Genomic DNA, 19,471 nt, shown 5'->3' with positions numbered 1-19,471 from the left:
GGGGCGTGCGCTATAAACCCCGCGTGGGGTGGGGGTGGCCTGCCCGCTGATGGGAGACATCATGGGTGGAGTCGCTCGGAAGTTGGGATGGGTGGCCCTGGCGCTGGCTGGGGCCTTCTGTCTGGGCGTGGTGGCGCTGCACCGGGGAGAGTCCATCAGCGCCATCTGGCTGGTGGTCGCCTCGGTCGCGGTCTTCATGCTGGGATATCGTTTCTACGGCCGTTTCATTGCCGAAAAAGCGCTCCAGGTGGACCCCTCGCGCGCCACCCCCGCCGAGCGCCGCAACGACGGCCTGGACTACGTGCCCACGGACCGGTGGGTCGTGTTCGGCCACCACTTCGCGGCCATCGCGGGCGCGGGTCCGCTGGTGGGCCCGGTGCTGGCGGCGCAGATGGGCTACCTGCCCGGCACGCTGTGGATCCTCGCGGGCGTGGTGGTGGCCGGCGCGGTGCAGGACTTCGTGGCGCTGTTCCTGTCCGTGCGCCGCGACGGCAAGTCGCTGGGCGACATGGTGCGCATGGAGCTGGGGCCCGCGGCCGGCGTGACGGCCATGGTGGGCGTGCTGATGATCATGATGATCATCCTGGCGGTGCTGGCGCTGGTGGTGGTGAAGGCGCTGACGCACAGCCCCTGGGGCACCTTCACCGTGGCGATGACCATCCCCATCGCGGTGGCCATGGGCCTGTACCTGCGCTACGTGCGGCCCGGCAAGGTGCTGGAGGTGTCCATCGTCGGCTTCGTGCTCTTGATGCTCAGCATCTGGCTGGGTGGTCAGGTCTCCGAGTCCGCCACCTGGGCCCCCGGGTTCACCTTCGACAGCCGCACGCTGGCGTGGCTGCTCATCGGCTACGGGTTCTGCGCGGCGGTGCTGCCGGTGTGGCTGCTGCTCGCGCCGCGCGACTACCTGTCCACCTTCCTCAAGATTGGCACCGTGCTGCTCCTGGCGGTGGGCATCATCCTGGCGGCGCCGCACATGAAGATGCCAGCGGTGACGCGGTTCGTGGACGGCTCCGGGCCGGTGTTCTCCGGAAGCCTCTTCCCGTTCCTCTTCATCACCATCGCGTGCGGCGCGGTGTCCGGGTGGCACTCACTCATCGCGTCCGGCACCACGCCGAAGATGCTCGCCACGGAGGGCGACGCGAAGCTCGTGGGCTACGGCGCCATGCTGATGGAGGCCTTCGTGGCCATCATGGCGCTCATCGCCGCGTCGGTGCTGGAGCCGGGCGTCTACTTCGCCATGAACTCGCCCGCGGCGCTCATCGGCACCGAAGCGGCGCAGGCGGCGGCGACGATCAGCCAGTGGGGCTTCGTCATCACCCCGGAGGTGCTGGAGCAGACGGCGCGCGACATCGGTGAGACGACCATCTTGTCCCGCGCGGGCGGCGCGCCCACCCTGGCGGTGGGCATGGCGCAGATCCTCCACGGGCTGGTGTCCGGCCAGGGGATGATGGCCTTCTGGTACCACTACGCCATCCTCTTCGAGGCCCTCTTCATCCTCACCACCGTGGACGCCGGAACGCGCGTGGGGCGCTTCATGATTCAAGAGCTGGCGGGCCTGGTGTACGCGCCGCTCAAGCGCACGGAGTCCTGGGGCGCGAACCTGCTGGCCACCGGGCTGTGCGTGGCCGCCTGGGGCTACTTCCTCTACCAGGGCGTGGTGGATCCGCTGGGCGGCATCAACACGCTGTGGCCGCTGTTCGGCATCGCCAACCAGATGCTCGCCGCGGTGGCGCTCACGCTGGGCTGCGTGGCGCTGGTGAAGATGAAGCGCGAGCGCTACGTCTGGGTGCCCGGCATCCCCGCCGCGTGGCTGGTGCTGTGCACGCTCACCGCCGGCTTCCAGAAGGTGTTCGGCGGCGACGTGCGCGTGAGCTTCGTGGCCCACGCGCGGGCCTTCTCCCAGGCGGTGGCCGAAGGGCGTCTCATCGCCCCCGCGAAGTCCGTGGAGGAGATGGAGGCCATCATCCACAATGACTACCTGGATGCCGGCCTCACCGTGTTCTTCATGGGGGTGGTGGTGGCGACCCTCCTCTTCGGCCTGCGCGCCGCGCTCCGCGCCCGGAGCTCGCCGGTGCCCACGTCGCACGAGACGCCCTACGTGGCCGCCGCCGCCGTCCCGGTGAAGCCGTGATGCGCGGCTTCGTTCAGGCGCTCCAGCACGGCTGGCGGCGGGCCGTGCGCACCGCGCGGTCGATGATTGGCGTGCCGGATTACGACACCTACGTCGCCCACATGCGCCGTCACCATCCGGACAAGGTAGTGATGACCTACGCGGAGTTTTTCAACGACCGCCTCCAGGCCCGCTACCGCGCCGGTGGCGGCCGGTGCTGCTGAGCGGATGAGTCGTTGAGTCTTCCGGACAAAACTGCTTAGTGGGTTTTACGGGTCAGGCCCGTTCAACCCCTTCGCAGGAGTCTGCCGTGTCTCGTACCTCGACGCCGTTCCGGACGTGGGCGCTAGGCGCCGTGTTTCTCGCATCGTTGGGAGGCTGCTCGGGCCCGGAGGACGCGCCTGCCGCCGGGGAGCCGGTGGGGAAGGTGGAGTCCGCCGCGCTGTCGACGCGGGTGGTGGGCTACCTGCCGACGTGGGCGGGGGATGTGAATGCGCTGCAGTACTCGAAGCTGTCTCACATCAACTACGCGTTCGCGCTGCCCACGGCGTCCGGCGGGCTCACGGGGGTGAGCAGCTCTGACGCGCGGCTGCGCTCGCTGGTGACGCAGGCGCACGCGCAGGGCGTGAAGGTGCTCATCGCCGTCGGCGGCTGGAACGACGGCAACGACAGCGCCTTCGAGCAGATGTCGGCCAACGCGGGCACGCGCACGGCGTTCGTGAACACGGTGGTGAACTTCGTGAACGCGGCCGGGCTGGACGGCGTGGACATCGACTGGGAGTACCCGGACCCCGGCACGTCGGGGAACAACTACGCGGCGCTGATGCGCGAGCTGGGCACGGCCATGCACAGCCGGGGCAAGCTGCTCACGGCGGCGGTGGTGGCCAACGGCTACACGGGCGGCGGCGTGCAGGCGTCCGTGTTCAACGACGTCGATTTCCTCAACATCATGGCCTACGACGGCGGGCAGCCGCATTCGACGTATGACCTGGCGGTCCAGTCGCTGAACTACTGGAAGGGGCGCGGGCTGCCGGCGTCGAAGGCGGTGCTGGGCGTGCCGTTCTACGGGCGCTCACCGTCGAGCTACGTGGGCTATTCGGAGCTCGTCGCTCGCGACTCGCAGGCGCCCTACAAGGACAACGTGGGGGACGTCTATTACAACGGCATCGCGACCATCCAGGCGAAGACGCAGCTGGGGAAGCAGAACGGCGGCGTGATGATCTGGGAGCTGTCCCAGGACACGTCCGGGAGCACGTCGCTGCTCAACGCCATCTACTCCGTGGCGCAGGGCACGGGCGGCGCGGGGGCGTACCGGCTGGTGAACAAGGCCTCCGGCCGGTGCGTGGACATCAACGGTCCCAGCACGGCGGATGGCGCCACCATCCACCAGTGGGCCTGCCACACGGGCACCAGCCAGCAGTGGTCGATGGAGGCGACGGACAGCGGCTACTACCGCTTCGTGTCGCGCTACAGCGGCAAGGCGCTGGACGTGCGGGACGTGAGCACGGCGGACGGCGCGGGGCTCCAGCAGTGGTCCTACGGCGGCGGGAGCAACCAGCAGTTCAAGCCGGTGGCGCTGGGCAACGGCTACCACCGGCTGGAGGCGCGCCACAGCGGCAAGGTGCTGGACGTGACGGGCTGCCAGCAGGGCAGCGGTGACGGCACGCTGCTCCAGCAGTGGACCTGGTCCAACAACGACTGCCAGCAGTTCCGGCTGGAAGCGCTGTAGCCTCTGGCGGGAGGCGGGACCGGCGCGGTGCCGGCCCCGTCGTGCCCCGCGAGCCGTCCCAGGCGCGGTGCGAATGGTATAGGGGGCTTTCGCGATGACTGGTTCATTCTCCCGGTGGGGACCGCTGCTCCGTCGTCCCATCAACCTGGGGTGGGAGCGCCTGCGCGCTCCGTATGCGACGGCGCTGGGGTTGTGCTTCGCGGTGCTGGCGCTGCGCTCGCACGCGCGGCTCGTCCAGGCGCACCTGTGGGCGGAAGACGGAGCGGTGTTCCTGACGGATGCGCTCGCGCACGGCCTGGGCGCCACGTTCATCCCCTACGCGGGCTATCTGCACATCGTTCCCCGGTTGCTGGCCCTGGGCCTGTCGCTCCTGCCCATCGAGGCGTTCGCGCTCGGGCTGGCGTTCGTCGTCCTGGCCGTCGACGCGGCGGTGTTCGCGCTCATCGCGCGGATCCGCTTCCGCTGGCTGGTGCCCCATGACGGCGTCCGCGTGCTCGCCGCCATGGCGTTCTGCTTCCTGCCGGGGACGTGGGAGGTGACGGGCAACCTCGCCAACCTCCACTCCATCCTCTTCTACGCGGCCATGTTCGTGGCGCTCCAGGACCTGGAGCGGCCGCTGGGAATCGCCGACGGCGTGGTGCTGCTCGCGGCGGCCTCGAGCGCGGGCGAGAGCGTGTTGCTCGCGCCGGTCTTCCTGCTGCGTGGCGTGATGCGGTGGCGTGACGGCCGGCCTTTGCTCGAAATGCTCTGGGAGGGGCTGGCGGTGGTGGTGCTGACGGTGCCGGCGGGGGTGAACATGGTGCTCTTCCGTCAGTCCGGCATGCCCGCTTCGGACTTCGCCCAGTGGCCGCTCTCCCGCATGGCCGAGCACCTCTGGAACACGTTCAACGTCCGCTACGTGCTGCACCCGGTGCTGGGCGACGGAGGGACGCTGTCCTACTTCCGCCGGCCGCTCGCGGTCCGGATATTGGTGGCGTGCGGGTTCATCGCCGTGCTCGTCCTGGGCCTTCGCCGGGTGCCCGCGCGTCCACGCGTGTTGCTGCTGGCCGCTTGCGCGTGCGTCTTCCTGTTGATCCCCCTCACCTGGTACGTGCGCTCCGGATCCGCCGACTACCCCACGTTCGGCAGGTTCTGGGATCCGGGCGTGGTGGAGGACCGCTACATGCTGTTCGCGCTCCCGGCGGGCGTCGTCCTCTGGGTGGCGGCGCTGGCGAGGTTCCGGTCCCTCTTCGCCGCGGGCCTGTGTGTCGCCGTGATGGTGCTGGCCTATCCACGGTGGGCCTTCGAGCCGTGGGGCCGCGAGCGCGACTGGGCCCGGACCGCCCACCTCATCCGCGCGACCCGCGAGACACCGGGCGCGGAAGCCTTCGTGCCCGTGCCCATCAATCCCACCGGGTGGTCCGTCTTTGTCCGAGGCGCCCCGCGCCCGTGACCGCTGTCAGCGCTCCTGGGCCTTCGCGAGCGCGTCGCGCAGCCTGTCGGCCAGCACCTGGACGTGGGGTGGCTTCAGGAAGGAGTAGTGGTCGCCGGGCACCGGGTGCGCGTCCAGCCCGCCAGGCGCGTAGGCGGCCCAGCCGTGGTCCCAGCGTGAGTCCTCCGCTTCGAACACGGTGAAGGGCCCGCTGGCCGGAGGCGGTGCGTAGACCCAGGCCGCGTGCAGGTGGACCTCGAACGCGTGGCGCATCTCGCGCAGCGGCTGCTCCGCCGCGAGCAGGGGCTGGCTGGCCTGCTCCAGCGCCTCCAGCCACTGGTGCGGGGAGAGCCCTTCGTTCGGCGGCAGCGGCTGGCCCGAGGCGCGCAGCAGATCCTCCAGGAACATCGCGCTCAGCCGCGCCTTCGCGTTCGCGTCCTCCGGGTTGCCCGAGTGCAGGCTCGCGGAGGTGTCCAGCAGCGCGAGCAGCGCCACCGTCTCACCTTCACGCCGCAGCTGGTGGGCCATCTCCCACGCGACGCTGCCGCCCATGGACCAGCCGCCCAGCAGATAGGGGCCGTGCGGTTGGACCTCGCGTATGGCGCGCACGTAGAGGGCCGCCATCTCCGGAATGGATCCGCAGGGGGGCTCCGCGCCGTCCAGGCCGCGGGCCTGGAGTCCGTAGAAGGGCTGCTTTGGCCCCAGCGCACGGGCCAGCTCCGCGTAGGGCGCGACGTTGCCTCCCACCGCGTGGACGCAGAAGAAGGGACGCGCGCCTTCCTGGCCCTCCTGGAGCGCGACGAGGGGCGTCCACGGCGCGGCGTCGTCACGGAGCAGGCCCGCCAGGTGCTCCACGGTCGCGTTCTGGAAGAGCGCCGCCACGGGCAGCGGACGGCCCAGCCTGGCGCGGATGGCGGACTGCAACCGCAAGGTCAGCAGCGAGTGCCCACCCAGCTCGAAGAAGTTGTCGCGCACGCCAATGGGATGCACGCCCAGGACCTCCTCCCAGATGCGCACGAGCCGCAGCTCCAGCGGCGTCCGGGGCGCCACCAGGGCCCGCGTGGCTTCACGGCCTCCCTCGGGCGCGGGCAGCGCCTTGCGGTTCACCTTGCCCGAGGGCGTCAGTGGGAACTGCTCCAGCGGGACCCAGCGCGCGGGCACCATGTATTCCGGCAGCCGCTGCTGGAGGAAGCTCCGCAGCGCGCCGACGTCCAGTGCCTTCCCGGCGGCGCCCACCACCCAGGCCACCAGCCACTTCTGACCGCTGCTGTCGTCCCTCGCGTCGACGATGCAGTCCCGCACCGTCGGGTGCTGCGCCAGCGCCGCTTCGATCTCTCCCAGCTCGATGCGGAAGCCGCGCACCTTCACCTGGGCGTCGCGCCGTCCGAGGTACTCCAGCGTGCCGTCCGGCAGGAACCGGGCCCAGTCGCCCGTGCGGTACAGCCGGCCTCCCGGCGTGGGGCTGTGCGGGTCGGGGATGAAGCGGTCGGCGGTGAGGCCGGGCTGCTCCAGGTAGCCGCGGCAGACCTGGACGCCGCCCACGTACAGCTCGCCCGTCACGCCTCGCGGCACCGGGCGCAGGTGCGCGTCCAGCACGTGGATGGCCACGTTGCTCAGGGGCTTGCCAATGGAGGGCAGGTCCGGCCACGCCGCCGGGTCGCCCTTCAGCGACAGCGACGTCACCGCGTGGGCTTCGGAGGGCCCATAGTGGTTGTGCAGCACGGCGCCCGTGCGCTTCATGAAGCGGCGGATCGCGGGCGTCATGCGCAACTGCTCGCCCGCGACCATGATCTCCCGGACGCGCGTGGGGAAGGTGCCCTCGCGCTCGGCCACCTCCGCCAGGTTCTGGAGCGCGACGAAGGGCATGAAGAACCGCTCGATGCCCGCGCCCTCCAGCAGCGCGAGGAGCTGACTTGCGTCGCGGCGGACCTCGTCGGTGAGCAGCACCAGCTCGCCGCCCGCGGCCCAGGTCGCGAACAGCTCCTGGAAGGACACGTCGAAGCTCAGCGCGGAGAACTGGAGCGTGCGCGCCCCGGGCGCCACCGAGTCTCCCAGCTGCCAGTGGAGCAGGTTCACCAGCGCCTCGCGGTGCATCGCGATGCCCTTGGGCGTGCCGGTGGAGCCGGAGGTGAAGATGACGTAGGCGAGCGCCTGCGCGTTGCCCACGGGGGCGGGACGCGCGTCGGACTCGCGGGCGAGGAGGTCCGCCTGCGTGTCGAGCTCCAGCGACAGCGCGGTGCCGCTGGCCAGGACGCCGCGCAGGGCCTGCGACGTGAGCAGCACCGCCGCCCCCGACGCCTGGAGCATCGCGGTGAGCCGCTCCGGCGGATAGGCCGGATCCAACGGCACGTAGGCGCCCCCTGCCTTGAGCGTTCCCAGCACGGCCACTGCCAGCTCCAGCGAGCGGTGCAGATGGATGCCCACGCGGACGTCGGCGCTCACTCCCTGCCGGCGCAGGTGGTGCGCCAGCTGGTTGGAGCGCCGCTCCAGCTCTCCGTAGGTGAGTGCCTGCTCACCGAAGCGCACCGCGATGGCATCCGGCGTGCGCGTGGCCGTGGCCTCGAAGAAGGCGTGGACGCCAGGCACGGCGGGGTAGGGCACGGATTGGAGCGTCCACTGCGCGAGCTGCCGTTGCTCCGCGCCGGTGAGCAGGGGCAGCGTGGCCAGCGGGGCGTCCGGTGCCGCGAGCGCGCTTTCGAGGAGCTGCGTGTAGTGGTCCGCGAAGCGCGCGACCGTGTCCTCGTCGAAGAGGGCGGTGTTGTACTCCCAGGCGCTCGACCAGCCTTCGGGCGACTCGCGCACGAAGAGGGTGAGGTCGAACTTGGCCATGCCGGGTTCGAAGGTCAGCGCCCGCACGGAGACACCGGGCAGCTCCCAGGGGGCTCCGGCGTTCTGGAAGACGAACATCACCTGGAACAGCGGCGAACGGCTCAGGTCCCGCGAGGGGACGAGCGCATCGACGAGCTGTTCGAAGGGCATGTCCTGGTGGGCGTAGGCACCAAGGCAGGCTTCGCGGACACGGCCCAGCAGCGCGCGGAAGCTCTCCGCGCCGGAGGCGTCCACGCGAAGGGCGAGGGTGTTGGTGAAGAAGCCGATGAGGTTCTCCACTTCACGACGGCCGCGCCCGGCGATGGGCGTGCCGACGACGATGTCCTCCTGGCCGCTGTGACGGGCGAGCAGCGCGTGGAAGCCCGCGAGCAGCAACATGAAGGGCGTGACACCCGCATCGCGCGCCAGTGACTGGATGGCGGCGGGCAGAGAAGCTGGCAGTGGGCGTGAGAACTGGAGGCCCTTGAAGGACTGCACGGGCGGACGCGGCCGGTCCGTGGGCAGGTCCAACGTGGGCGGAGCACCCTCGAGGTGCTGCTTCCACCACGTGCGCTGCGCCTCCAGGGTCTCTCCCTGCATCACCTGCCGCTGCCAGGCGGCGAAGTCCGGGTACTGCACGGGGTGCTGGGGCAGGGCCGGGGATTCGTGCCGCAGGCTGGCGGCGTAGAGGGCCTTGAGCTCACGCACCAGGATGTCGATGGACCAGAAGTCACAGACGATGTGGTGCATGACCAGCAGCAGCGTGTGACGCCCCGGCGCGGTGCGCACCAGCGTGGCGCGCACGAGGGGGCCCTGCTCCAGGTCGAAGGGCTTGCGCACCTCTGCTTCCGCGCGCTGACGGAGCGCCTCCTCCGAAGTCTCCCCCAGCGCGAGCGTCAGGGGTTGATGCGCGCGGACGTGCTGCACGGGCTGGCCGTGCGCTTCGGAGAAGGTGGTGCGCAGGGCTTCGTGGCGCTGGACGAGCGCATCCAACGCGGCCTCCAGCGCGCGGGCCTCCAGTGGCCCCTCCAACTGGAAGAAGAAGGGCACGTTGTACGCGTACCCCTCTGGATCCAGCCGCGCGAGGAACCACAGGCGCTGCTGCGCGAAGGACAGCGGCAGTGGCTGCTCGCGCGACACCTCGACGATGGGGGGCGTCGGCGGCCCATGGCCTCCCTTCTTCAAGGCCTCCAGTCGCTCGGCGAAGCGGGCCACGGTGGGCGCTTCGAAGAGCAGGCGCACGGGGACGTCCTGCTGGAGCACATCCCGCAGGCGCGACACCACGCGCGTGGCCAGCAGCGAGTGGCCTCCCAGCTCGAAGAAGTGGTCGTGCGCGCCCACGCGGCTCACGTTCAGGAGCGGCGCCCACAGCTCCGCGACCAGGGACTCCCAGCCCTCACGCGGCGCGACGTAGGTGTCCTTGCTCCCGCCCGCGTCCGGTGCGGGCAGGGCCTTGCGGTCCACCTTCCCCGAAGGCGTGAGCGGCAGCTGCTCCAGCTTCACGATGGCGGAGGGCACCATGTGCCCCGGCAGCTTCGCGGCGAGGCGGGTGCGCAGCGCGACCGGCTCCACCTCCGCGCCGACGACGTAGGCCACCAGGCGCTTGTCGCCGGGGACGTCCTCGCGCACGGCGATGACCGCGTCCGTGACGCCCACCGAGTCCTTGAGGGCGGTTTCGATTTCTCCCGGCTCGATGCGGAAGCCGCGCACCTTCACCTGCGAATCGTTCCGGCCGAGGAAGTCGAGCATGCCGTCAGCGCGCCACCTCGCGCGGTCACCCGTGCGATACAGCCGCGCTCCTGGCGTGGTGCTGAACGGATGCGGGACGAAGCGCTCCGCCGTCAGCGCGGGCTGGTGCAGGTAGCCCCACGCCAGACCGTCACCGCCCACGTACAGCTCGCCCGCCACGCCCACGGGAGCCGGGGCGCCCAGCGCGTCCAGCACGTAGGCCTGCGAGTTGGCGATGGGGGCACCGATGGGAATGGGGGCCCGCGCATCCGCGGGGACGGTCAGCCGGTGCGCGGTCGAAAGGGTCGTGTTCTCCGTGGGGCCATAGGCGTTGACGATGAGCTGGCCCTCTTCCAGGAGTCTCCGCGCGGCCACCGGGGACATCACGTCTCCGCCCGTCAACACCTGCCGTACGCGCGCGAGCGCGCGGGGCTGCGACATCACCATCTGCTCGAACAGCGCGGTGGTGAGGAACAGCGTGGTGATGCCCTCGCGCTCCAGCGTCGCACCCAGCTCCTCCAGCGACGGCGGGTGCGCCGGGAAGACGACCAGCTTCGCGCCGTGCAGCAGCGCGCTCCACAGCTCCAGCGTCGCCGCGTCGAAGGAGATGGGCGCCAGCTGGAGCAGCACCTCCTCCGGCCCGAACCGCGCGTAGTTCACGCCCGTCACCAGCCGCACCACGCCCCGATGCGGGATGCACACGCCCTTGGGCCGGCCGGTGCTGCCGGACGTGTACATGACGTAGGCCAGCGCCTCGGGAGGCACGTGGATGCGCGGCGCCTGCGTGGACTCCCCCGCGAACGGGCGCCACGACGGCTCCAGCACCACCACACGTGCCTCCAACGCCGCGAGCTTCTCTTCCTGCCCCGGCTGGACGAGCAGCACCGGCAGCCGCGTGTCCCGGGCCATGAAGAGGAGGCGCTCGGCAGGGTAGGACGGATCCAACGGGACGTAGGCGCCCCCGGCCTTGAGGATGGCCAGCGTGGCCACCACCATCTCCAGCGAGCGGCCGGTGCACAGGCCCACCGGGGTGCCCGCGCCCACGCCCAGTCCTCGCAGGTGATGCGCGAGCTGGTTCGCGCGGGCATCCAGCTCCGCGTATGTCAGGTGGCTGCCTTCAAACGACACCGCGATGGCGAGCGGCGCGCGCGCGGCATGCGCTTCGACGAGGGAGGGCAGCGACGCAGCTCGCGGATAATCCGCGTGGGTGTCGTTCCAGGACACCAGCAGCTGCTGACGCTCGTCCTCGGAGAGCAGGGGGATGCGGGAGAGGGGCCGCTCGAAGTCGGAGACGGCGGCCTCCAGCAGGCGCGTGTAGTGCGCGGCCATGCGCGCCACCGTCGCCTCCTCGAAGAGGGCGGTGTTGTACTCCCAGAGGAAGCCCAGGCCCTCCTGGGCCTCCTGCGCGAAGAGGGTGAGGTCGAACTTCGACATCCCCGTCTCCACGTCCAGCGGCTCCACGGCCAGCTCCGGCAGGGCCCGCGCCGGAGCGCCTCCGGCGTTCTGGAGGACGAACATCACCTGGAACAGCGGCGCGCGGCTGGCGTCGCGCTCGGGCTGGAGCACATTCACCAGCTGCTCGAAGGGCAGGTCCTGGTGGGCGAAGGACTCCAGCGTCACGTCGCGCGCGAGCCCCACCAGCTCGTGGAAGCTCGTGTCCCGGTTCGCGGTGAGCCGCAGGGGCACCGTGTTGATGAAGAAGCCGACCAGGCCTTCCAGCTCCTGCCGCTGACGGCCCGCGAGCGGCGCGCCGATGACGAGGTCGGCCTGCCCGCTGTAGCGGGAGAGCAGGGCGTGGAAGCCCGCCAGCAGCAGCATGAAGGGCGTCACGCCGTGGCGCTGGCCCAGGGACTCCACGGCCCGGGACAGCGCGGGCGAGGCCTTCCATGCCAGGTGCGCGCCCTCGAAGGTCTGCACCGCAGGACGCGGCAGGTCCGTGGGCAGCATCAGGGCGGGAGGCGCATCCTGGAGCCGGGCCTTCCACCAGCCGAGCCGCTCATCCACCGTCGCGCCCACCCACGCCAGGCGCTGCCAGCGCGCGAAGTCCGCGGGCTGAAGCGGCAGCGCGGGCAGCTCCGCCGCGGATCCGCCCGTCTCCTCGCGGTAGAGCGCCGTCAGCTCGCGCTCCATCACGCCCAGCGACCAGCCGTCGCAGATGATGTGGTGCAGCGTGATGAGCAGGGCCTGGTCCCCGTCACCCACACGCACCAGCGTCGCGCGCAGCAGGGGCCCCTCGGCGAGGTCGAAGGGACGGCGCACCTCTGCCTCCGCCCGGAGCGTGAGCGCTTCTGTCGAAGGCACCTGCTCGCGGCGCAGGGGCACGTCCAGCGCCGGAGCGATGCGCTGCACCGGCTGGCCCTGGTGCTCCACGAAGGTCGTGCGCAGCGCCTCGTGACGCTGGACCAGTCGCTGAAGACTCCGCTCCAACGCGTCCGCGTCCAGGGGCCCCGTCCAGCGTGTGAACCAGGGAAGGTTGTACGAGAACCCGTCCGGATCCATCCGCGTGAGGAACCACAGGCGCGCCTGCGCGAAGGACAGGGGCGGCGTCTCTCCAAGTGGGCGGGGCTCTAGCGGCGGCTCCGCGACCTGATCCGCCTCCGGCTTCAGCGAGGCCAGGTACTCCGCCAGCTCCTCCACCGTGGGGAAGGCGAACAGCGCGCGCACGGACAGGTCCACCTGGAGCCGGTCGCGCAGCCGCGACGTCACCTGCGTCGCCAGGAGCGAGTGGCCGCCGAGCTCGAAGAAGTGGCCGTGCGCGCCCACGCGCGGCAGTTGCAGCAGCGAGGCGAAGACGGCCGCCACCTCTGTCTCCAGCGGCGTGCGCGGGGCCACGAAGTCCCGGGCTGCTTCCGCGTCGTCGTCCGGGGCCGGCAGGGCGCGGCGGTCCAGCTTCCCGCTGGGCGTGAGCGGGAACGCATCCAGCAGCACGAAGGCCGCGGGCACCATGTACTCCGGCAGCCGCTCGCGCAGCGCCGCCTTGAGCTCGCTGGCATCCACGGCCGCCCCTGGCTGCGTCACCACGTAGGCCACCAGGTGCTTGCCCCGGGCCGGGTCCTCGCGGGCCACCACCGCCACGTCCTTCACGCCCGTCAGCCTCGCCACCGCCGCCTCCACCTCTGGCAGCTCGATGCGGTAGCCGCGCAGCTTCACCTGCGCGTCGCGCCGGCCCAGGAACTCCAGCGTGCCGTCCGGCAGGTACCTGGCGAAGTCACCGGTGCGGTACCTCCGCGCGCCCGGCTGCGGGCTCAGCGGATCCGGCACGAAGCGCTCCGCCGTGAGGTCCGGCCGGTGCAGGTAGCCCCGCGCCAGTCCCGCTCCTCCGATGAACAGCTCGCCCGCGACGCCCACCGGCACCGGCTCGCCGCGCGCGTCCAGCAGGTACGTCCGCGCGTTGGTGATGGTGCGGCCAATGGGCGGCAGGTCCGGCCACGCGTCCGGGTTCCCCTTCAGCGCGTGGGCGGTGGCAGCGTGCGTCTCCGTGGGGCCGTAGTGGTTGTCCAGCACGCACCCGTCCAGCGCGTGGAGCAGCCTGCGCAGCGCGGGCGTCATCCGCAGCTGCTCGCCAGCGGTGTTGATCTCCCGCAGTGACGTGGGCACCAGCCCTTCCGCGTCCGCCACCTCCGCCAGGTGCTGGAGCGCCACGAAGGGCAGGAAGATGCGCTCCACGCCATGCGCGCGCATCAGCGTGAGCAGGGCCCGGCCGTCGCGCCGCGTGTCCTCCGGCATGAGCACCAGCTCGCCGCCCGCGGCGAAGGTGGGCAGCATCTCCTGGAAGCATACGTCGAAGCTCAGCGCGGAGAACTGGAGCGTGCGCCCCCGGGACGCGGCGGAGCGGCGCACCTGCCACTGGATGAGGTTGAGCAGCGGGCGGTGCGGCATCGCCACGCCCTTGGGCACGCCCGTGGAGCCGGACGTGAAGATGACGTAGGCCAGCGTGTCCGGCCCGCCCACGGGCTCGGGCGCTGTCGAGGGCGTTCCGAGGTCGTCCTCCAGGAACAGCCGCTCCACGCCGTCCTCCGGCAGGCTGGACGCCAGCGAGCGCCGCGTGACGAGCACCTTCGCGCGCGACGTCTGGAGCATCAGCGCCAGCCGCTCCGGCGGATAGGCTGGATCCAACGGGCAGTAGGCCGCCCCCGACTTGAGGATGCCCAGCACACCCACCGCCAGCTCCAGCGAGCGGTCCACGCACAGCCCCACCGCCGTGTCCGGCGTCACGCCGCGCGCCCGCAGCGCATGGGCCACCCGGTTCGCCCGGGCCTCCAGCTCCGCGTACGTCAGGTGCGCGTCTCCGAAGCGCACCGCCACCGCGTCCGGGCTCCTGCGCACGCTGTCCTCGAAGAGGGCGTGCACGCCGGAGCGCACCGGCACCTGCGCGAAGGTGTCGTTCCAGTCCGCCACCGCGCGCTCCCGCTCGCGCGGCGTCAGCAGGGGAAGGGCGGAGACAGGAGCCTCCGGCCGGGCGACGGCGCCCTCCAGCAGGCGCGCATAGTGCGCGGCCATGCGCGCCACCGTCGCCTCGTCGAAGAGGTCCGCGTTGTACTCCCACCGGGCCTCCATTCCGCTGGGGTCCTCGTAGAGGAAGAGGGTGAGGTCGAAGCGCGCGACGCCGGGCTCGAAGTCCACCTCCGTCACGGCGAGGCCGGGCCACTTGAGCGCGGCCCACGGCGAGTTCACGTGCACGAACATCGCCTGGAACAACGGAGAGCGGCTGGGGTCGCGCTGGGGCACCAGCAGGTCCACCAGCTGTTCGAAGGGCATGTCCGGGTGCGCGTACGCGCCCAGGCACACGTCGCGCACGCGGGCGAGCAGCGCGAGGAACGTCGGGTCGCCGGACGCGTCCAGCCGCAGCGCCAGCGTGTTGGCGAAGAAGCCGATGAGCCGCTCCACCTCGCGACGGCCGCGCCCCGCCACGGGCGTTCCCACCACCAGGTCCTCCTGCCCGCTGTAGCGCAGCAGCAGCACCTGGAACGCCGCCAGCAGCGCCATGTACGGCGTGACGGCCGCCTTGCGGCTCAGCTCGCGGATGCCCGTGGCCAGGGCCGGAGACATGGGCAGGCAGTACACCGCGCCCCGCGACGTCTGGCGCGGCGGGCGGGGCCGGTCCGTGGGCAGCTCCAGCGCGGGCGGCGCTCCCGAGAGCCGCTCCTTCCACCACGCGCGCTCCGCCTCCAGGAAGTCGCCCGTGAGCGTCTGGCGCTGCCAGTGCGCGAAGTCCGCGTACTGCGCGGGCAGCTCCGGAAGGCGGGGCGGCTCGTCGCGCGTGAAGGCGGTGTAGAGCGCGCTCAGCTCGTTCGCCATCCACCCCAGCGACACCGCGTCGCAGACGATGTGGTGCGTGACGAAGAGCAGCGCGTGTTCGTCCGGAGCGAGCCGCGCCAGCGTGGTCCGCACCAGCGGCCCGCGCTCCAGGTCGAAGGGCCGGCGGGCCTCGGCTTCCGCGCACTCACGAAGGGCGCGCTCACGCGCATCCCCGTGCGTGGACAGGTCCACCCCGCGCAGGGGCACCTCCAGCGCCGGAGCGATGCGCTGCACCGGCTGGCCGTCCACGGCGGCGAACGTGGTGCGCAGCGATTCATGCCGGGCCACCACCGCCTGGAGCGCGCGCTCCAGCGCGCCCGCGTCCAGCGCCCCTTGCAGCCGCACGAAGAAGTAGACGTTGTACGTGGCGCTCGTGCCCTCCAGCTGCGCCAGGAACCACACGCGCTGCTGCATGAAGGACAGCGGCAGCGCCTGCGCGCGGGAGACGAGGGGCAGCGGGGCGCGCTTCTTCCCCGGCGTGGCCGGCGAGGAGGTCGTCATCGGAATGGCTCCGTTACACTTCGAAGGCGGCGAAGCCGCGCGAGCGCAGGGCGCGCAACAGCACGGCGAGGACGAAGAACCCCAGGGCCGCGCTCGCGGTGACCCACCGGATGCCCCAGCGGTCTCCCAGCGCGCCCTGCAACCACACGCCCAACGTGAAGCCCACGAAGAGCAGCATCGCGCTGAGGCTGGCGATGCGCGCCTGGAGCTCGTTGGACACGCGCGCCAGACACAGCGCGGACAGCCCCGTGAGCGTCAGCATGTACAGCGCGCCCAAGGCCATCACCGCGACGGCCGCGACCGGCAGCGACGGTGACAGCCAGTACGCCGCCGCCGTGGGGCCAATCAAAAGCAGGGCCACTTCCAGCAGCCGCCCCTTGCCCAGCCGGTCCGTGAGCGCCCCCGCGCTCAGCGCCGCCAACAGCGAGCCCACGCCCTGCGACGTGACGAGCACCGACGTCGCGCCCGCGTCCAGCTGGAACACCTGGATGGCCATCACCGGCGCCAGCGCCGTGAAGGGCGCGATGCATACAGCGATGGCCAGCGTGCCGCCCAGCGCCACCACCAGCGCCTCGTCCGCGAGCGCCACCCGGAAGCCCTGCAGGATGCCCGCCCACAGGCCGCCGAAGTCCGCCGTCTTCCCCGCGGCCGTGGCCCGCACCTGCGTGAGCGACAGCAGCACCGCGCCAAAGGACAGCGCGTTGAGGAGCAGCGCCCAGGACACGTCCGCGTGCGCGATGACGAGCGCCCCCAGCGCGGGCCCGCAGATGCGGCCCAGGTTGTTCTGCGCGGCGTTGAGGCTGAGCGCGCTGTGCAGGTCCTCCTTCGGCACCGACACGGCGATCATCGCGGAGTACGCGGGCGTGAAGAGGGTCACCGCGCAGCCATTGAGAAAGGAGATGACCGCCACCCACTGCACGGTCAGCCTTCCGCTGAAGGCCAGCGCCGCCAGCGTGCCCGCGAGCAGCATCTGCACCAGCGCCCCCATGCCCACCGCCCGGCGCCGGTCGAACCGGTCCCCCAGCGCGCCTCCCAACGGAGACAGCACGATGGCCGGCAGGAACGTCAGCGCCGCCACGCCCCCCGTCCACTCCGCCCGGCCGGTGAGCTTCGTCACGTACACGCCCAGCGCCAGCACCTCCATCCACGTGCCGATGTTGGACAGCGCCGCTCCGCTCCACAGCAGGGCGAAGTCGCGGTGCCTGAGCACGCGCAGCGAGGACAGGCGGGACGGAGGAGGCGTGGACACACTCGCTTTCTAATTCACCGAGAGCGCCGGGTGTTCGCGGACTTCCAAGCTGGTTGGTTTAGATGGAGTTGCGGCGGAAACGTGCAGTGATGCTTCAGTTTCGCCGGGGCAGGCGCAGCGTGAAGGTGGAGCCTTCACCCAGGGTGGAGCGTGCGGAGAGCGAGCCGCCGTGCAGCCTGGCGAGCGCGGCGGCGATGAAGAGGCCCAGGCCGTGGCCGCGCCCGCGGTCCTCGTCCGCGCGCTGGAAGCGGTCGAAGACGTGGGGCAGGGCGTTGGCGGGAATGCCCACGCCCCAGTCGCGCACGTGGACGAGGACGAGGCCCGGGTTGAGCGTCACGCCCATCTCCACGTGGCGCGACGTGCCGCTGTACTTCACCGCGTTGGACAGCAGGTTGTTGAGCACCTGGCGCAGCCGCTCCGCGTCCAGCATCAGCGGCTCCACCGGATCCAGGGCGTGCAGGGAGAAGTCCATCTCCGGTTGCAGCTCGCGCCACTCCTGGACGAGCTCCTGGAGGAACGGCGTCAGCTCCGTGGCCGCCAGCTTCAGCTCCAGCTTCCCGTCCGCCAGCCGCGAGGCGTCCAGGATGGACGTCACCAGCCCGTTCATCCGGTCCAACTGGCGCAGGACGGCCTCCGCGGAGCGGCGCTCGTCGTCGATGCCGCGCTTCTGCACCTTGCGCAGGAGCAGCTGCGTGTTGAGCCTCGCGGAGCTGAGCGGCGTCTTCAGCTCGTGCGCCACCCAGTTGAGCATCTCCTCGCGGGCCAGGCTCAGCGTGTTGGGGGCCTCGCGCGCGGCGGGGGGCCCTTCCTGGCGGGCGGCCTGGTGGTTCTGGAGCGCGCTGCTCACCGCGTGCTCGAAGGTGGACAGGTCCACGGGCTTCGCCAGGAACGTCTGCGCGGCTTCACGCCCCTGAGGCCGCGCCGCGCTCAGGAGCAGGAAGGGCACGTCCGACAGGGTGGGCTCCGCGCGCATGGCGTGCAAGAGCTGCATGCCCGTCTTGCGCGGCATCATGTGGTCGCTCACCACCAGGTCCGGCGTCTCCGTGCGGGCGAGCAGCAGCGCCTCCTCGCCGTTGTGCGCGCGGATCACGCGGTGGCCCAGGTCCTCCACCACTTCGGAGAAGACCTCCAGGAGCGCCTCTTCATCCTCCGCGATGAGCACCAGGCTCATTCACCCACTCCTCCAATGGTGGTGCCCAGCGGCCGGGCCTGTCCGGTGAGCAGGCCCGTGGCGGAGCGCAGCGGGGCGAGCACCTTCACGCCCGAGTCGTTGATCTGGAACTCGCGCAGGTCCGCGGAGTATTCGCTGTCGCGCATCTTGAGCACGGACAGCAGGCGGTGCATCTGGCCGTGCAGCTCCACGTAGCGCAGGAGCAGCAGGTTCTCTCCCAGGCTGGCGACGGGCGCGTCGTTGAAGTCCAGCTCCGTGCCCACGATCTTCGACACCTCGCGGGTGAACACGGTGGTGACCCCCCGCATGCGCAGCCGCATCGCCAGCGACGCCAGGAAGGTGCGCCGCCGCATGGGGTCCAGGATGGCCAGCTCCAGCTCCGTGAGCCCGTCCAGCACCAGCCGCCGGATGCCGAGCGCGTCCACCTGCTCCAGCAGGTCCCGGATGATCTCGTCCGCCTCCGACTCCATGGGCGGCAGGAAGCGCAGCGTCAGCCGTCCGTCATCCAGGAGCGGGGCCACGTCCAGTCCCACGCGCTGGGCGCGGGCCCGGAGCATGGCCGGGGCATCGAAGAAGGAGACGAAGAGCGACTTCTGCCCGTGGCGCGCGCCATCCGCGGCGAAGTGCAGTGCCACCAGCGTCTTTCCAATGCCCATGCTCCCCGCGAGCATCGTGGTGCTGAGCTCCGGGAGCCCTCCGTGCGTCAGCGCGTCCAGCTCTGGAAGCCCGAACCCCATGCGCTTGAGCGTGGGCGGCTCGTCCCGGATCTCCAGGGGGACGGCCTCCAGGCGCGGGAGGAACTCCACGCCGCTCTTGCGCATGAGCATGGGGTGCTCACCGGCGAGGTGGGGCCGGCCGCGCAGCTTCACCACCTCCACCCGGCGCACCCGGCGGGAGCCGTGAGGCTGGACGGACAGCGCCACGATGCCGTCCACCGTGGTGGCCTCCGGCAGCTCCATCAAGCGCCCCAGCGGGTACTCCGTGGTGAACAGGCCAATGCAGTTGCAGGCGGCCAGGCCAATGCCCAGCTCGTAGAGGAACTCGCGCAGCCGCGCCTCGTCCTGCCAGAGGTCCCGGATGGAGCGAAGCCCGTCGATGAAGAGCATGGCCGCGCCGCGCTCGCGCACCGTCTGGAGGATCAGCTCCCGGGCCTCCTTGGGGCCCCGTTTGAGCGCGGAGTAGGCGCTGATGAGGAAGAGCTTCTCGCCCAGCAGCTCCGGCTGGAAGAAGGAGAAGGCGGACAGCGCCTCCATCAGCTTGTCGTGGGGCTCCGAGGTGACCGTGACGACCACCACGGGCGTGCCGCGCGCCGCGGCCGCGAAGGCCACCTGGCTGCACAGCACCGTCTTGCCCGACCCCGGCGTGCCGGTGACGATGAAGGACTGGCGCGCGGGAATGCCTCCGCCCAGGAGGACGTCGAAGCTGGGGATGCCGCTCTGGAAGAGAGGAGGCTTGCTGCTGGGCAT

At 71.3% G+C, this 19,471-nt stretch carries 8 protein-coding genes; 4 read left to right on the top strand and 4 right to left on the bottom strand.

Going from position 1 to position 19,471, the window contains the following annotated elements:
• Window positions 1-61 precede the first annotated feature (61 nt).
• From D7W82_RS06735 to D7W82_RS06720, 4 genes are all read left to right on the top strand, one after another.
• Window positions 62-2,131, top strand: a complete 2,070-nt coding sequence (locus D7W82_RS06735) for a carbon starvation CstA family protein (protein ID WP_120617565.1) — start codon at window positions 62-64, stop codon at window positions 2,129-2,131.
• Complete coding sequence (locus D7W82_RS06730) at window positions 2,131-2,334, top strand: YbdD/YjiX family protein (RefSeq protein ID WP_120617535.1); 204 nt, start codon at window positions 2,131-2,133, stop codon at window positions 2,332-2,334. The genes D7W82_RS06735 and D7W82_RS06730 overlap by 1 nt, the downstream gene beginning before the upstream one ends.
• Window positions 2,335-2,420: 86 nt before the next feature.
• Window positions 2,421-3,839, top strand: a complete 1,419-nt coding sequence (locus D7W82_RS06725; protein WP_120617534.1) for an RICIN domain-containing protein — start codon at window positions 2,421-2,423, stop codon at window positions 3,837-3,839.
• Between the two features lie 94 nt (window positions 3,840-3,933).
• Window positions 3,934-5,271 carry a hypothetical protein gene (locus D7W82_RS06720; RefSeq protein WP_120617533.1) on the top strand — a complete coding sequence of 446 codons (1,338 nt, stop codon included), beginning with the start codon at window positions 3,934-3,936 and terminating at the stop codon, window positions 5,269-5,271.
• A 6-nt stretch (window positions 5,272-5,277) separates the two neighbouring features.
• Here the strand turns inward: D7W82_RS06720 and D7W82_RS06715 are convergent, their stop codons facing one another.
• The 4 genes from D7W82_RS06715 to D7W82_RS06700 all read right to left on the bottom strand — a co-directional run bounded on the left by D7W82_RS06715 (window position 5,278) and on the right by D7W82_RS06700 (window position 19,471).
• Window positions 5,278-15,585 carry a non-ribosomal peptide synthetase gene (locus tag D7W82_RS06715; RefSeq protein WP_120617532.1) on the bottom strand — a complete coding sequence of 3,436 codons (10,308 nt, stop codon included), beginning with the start codon at window positions 15,583-15,585 and terminating at the stop codon, window positions 5,278-5,280.
• Window positions 15,586-15,598: 13 nt separating this feature from the next.
• Complete coding sequence (locus tag D7W82_RS06710; protein WP_120617531.1) at window positions 15,599-16,834, bottom strand: MFS transporter; 1,236 nt, start codon at window positions 16,832-16,834, stop codon at window positions 15,599-15,601.
• Window positions 16,835-16,928: 94 nt separating this feature from the next.
• Window positions 16,929-18,005, bottom strand: a complete 1,077-nt coding sequence (locus tag D7W82_RS06705; RefSeq protein ID WP_120617530.1) for a hybrid sensor histidine kinase/response regulator — start codon at window positions 18,003-18,005, stop codon at window positions 16,929-16,931.
• Complete coding sequence (locus D7W82_RS06700) at window positions 18,002-19,471, bottom strand: ATPase domain-containing protein (protein WP_120617529.1); 1,470 nt, start codon at window positions 19,469-19,471, stop codon at window positions 18,002-18,004. Before D7W82_RS06700 ends, D7W82_RS06705 begins: the two co-directional genes overlap by 4 nt.

Source organism: Corallococcus sp. CA049B, from assembly GCF_003611685.1.
Taxonomy (GTDB): Bacteria; Myxococcota; Myxococcia; order Myxococcales; family Myxococcaceae; genus Corallococcus; species Corallococcus coralloides.
This window is presented reverse-complemented; position numbering and strand designations above follow the sequence as displayed.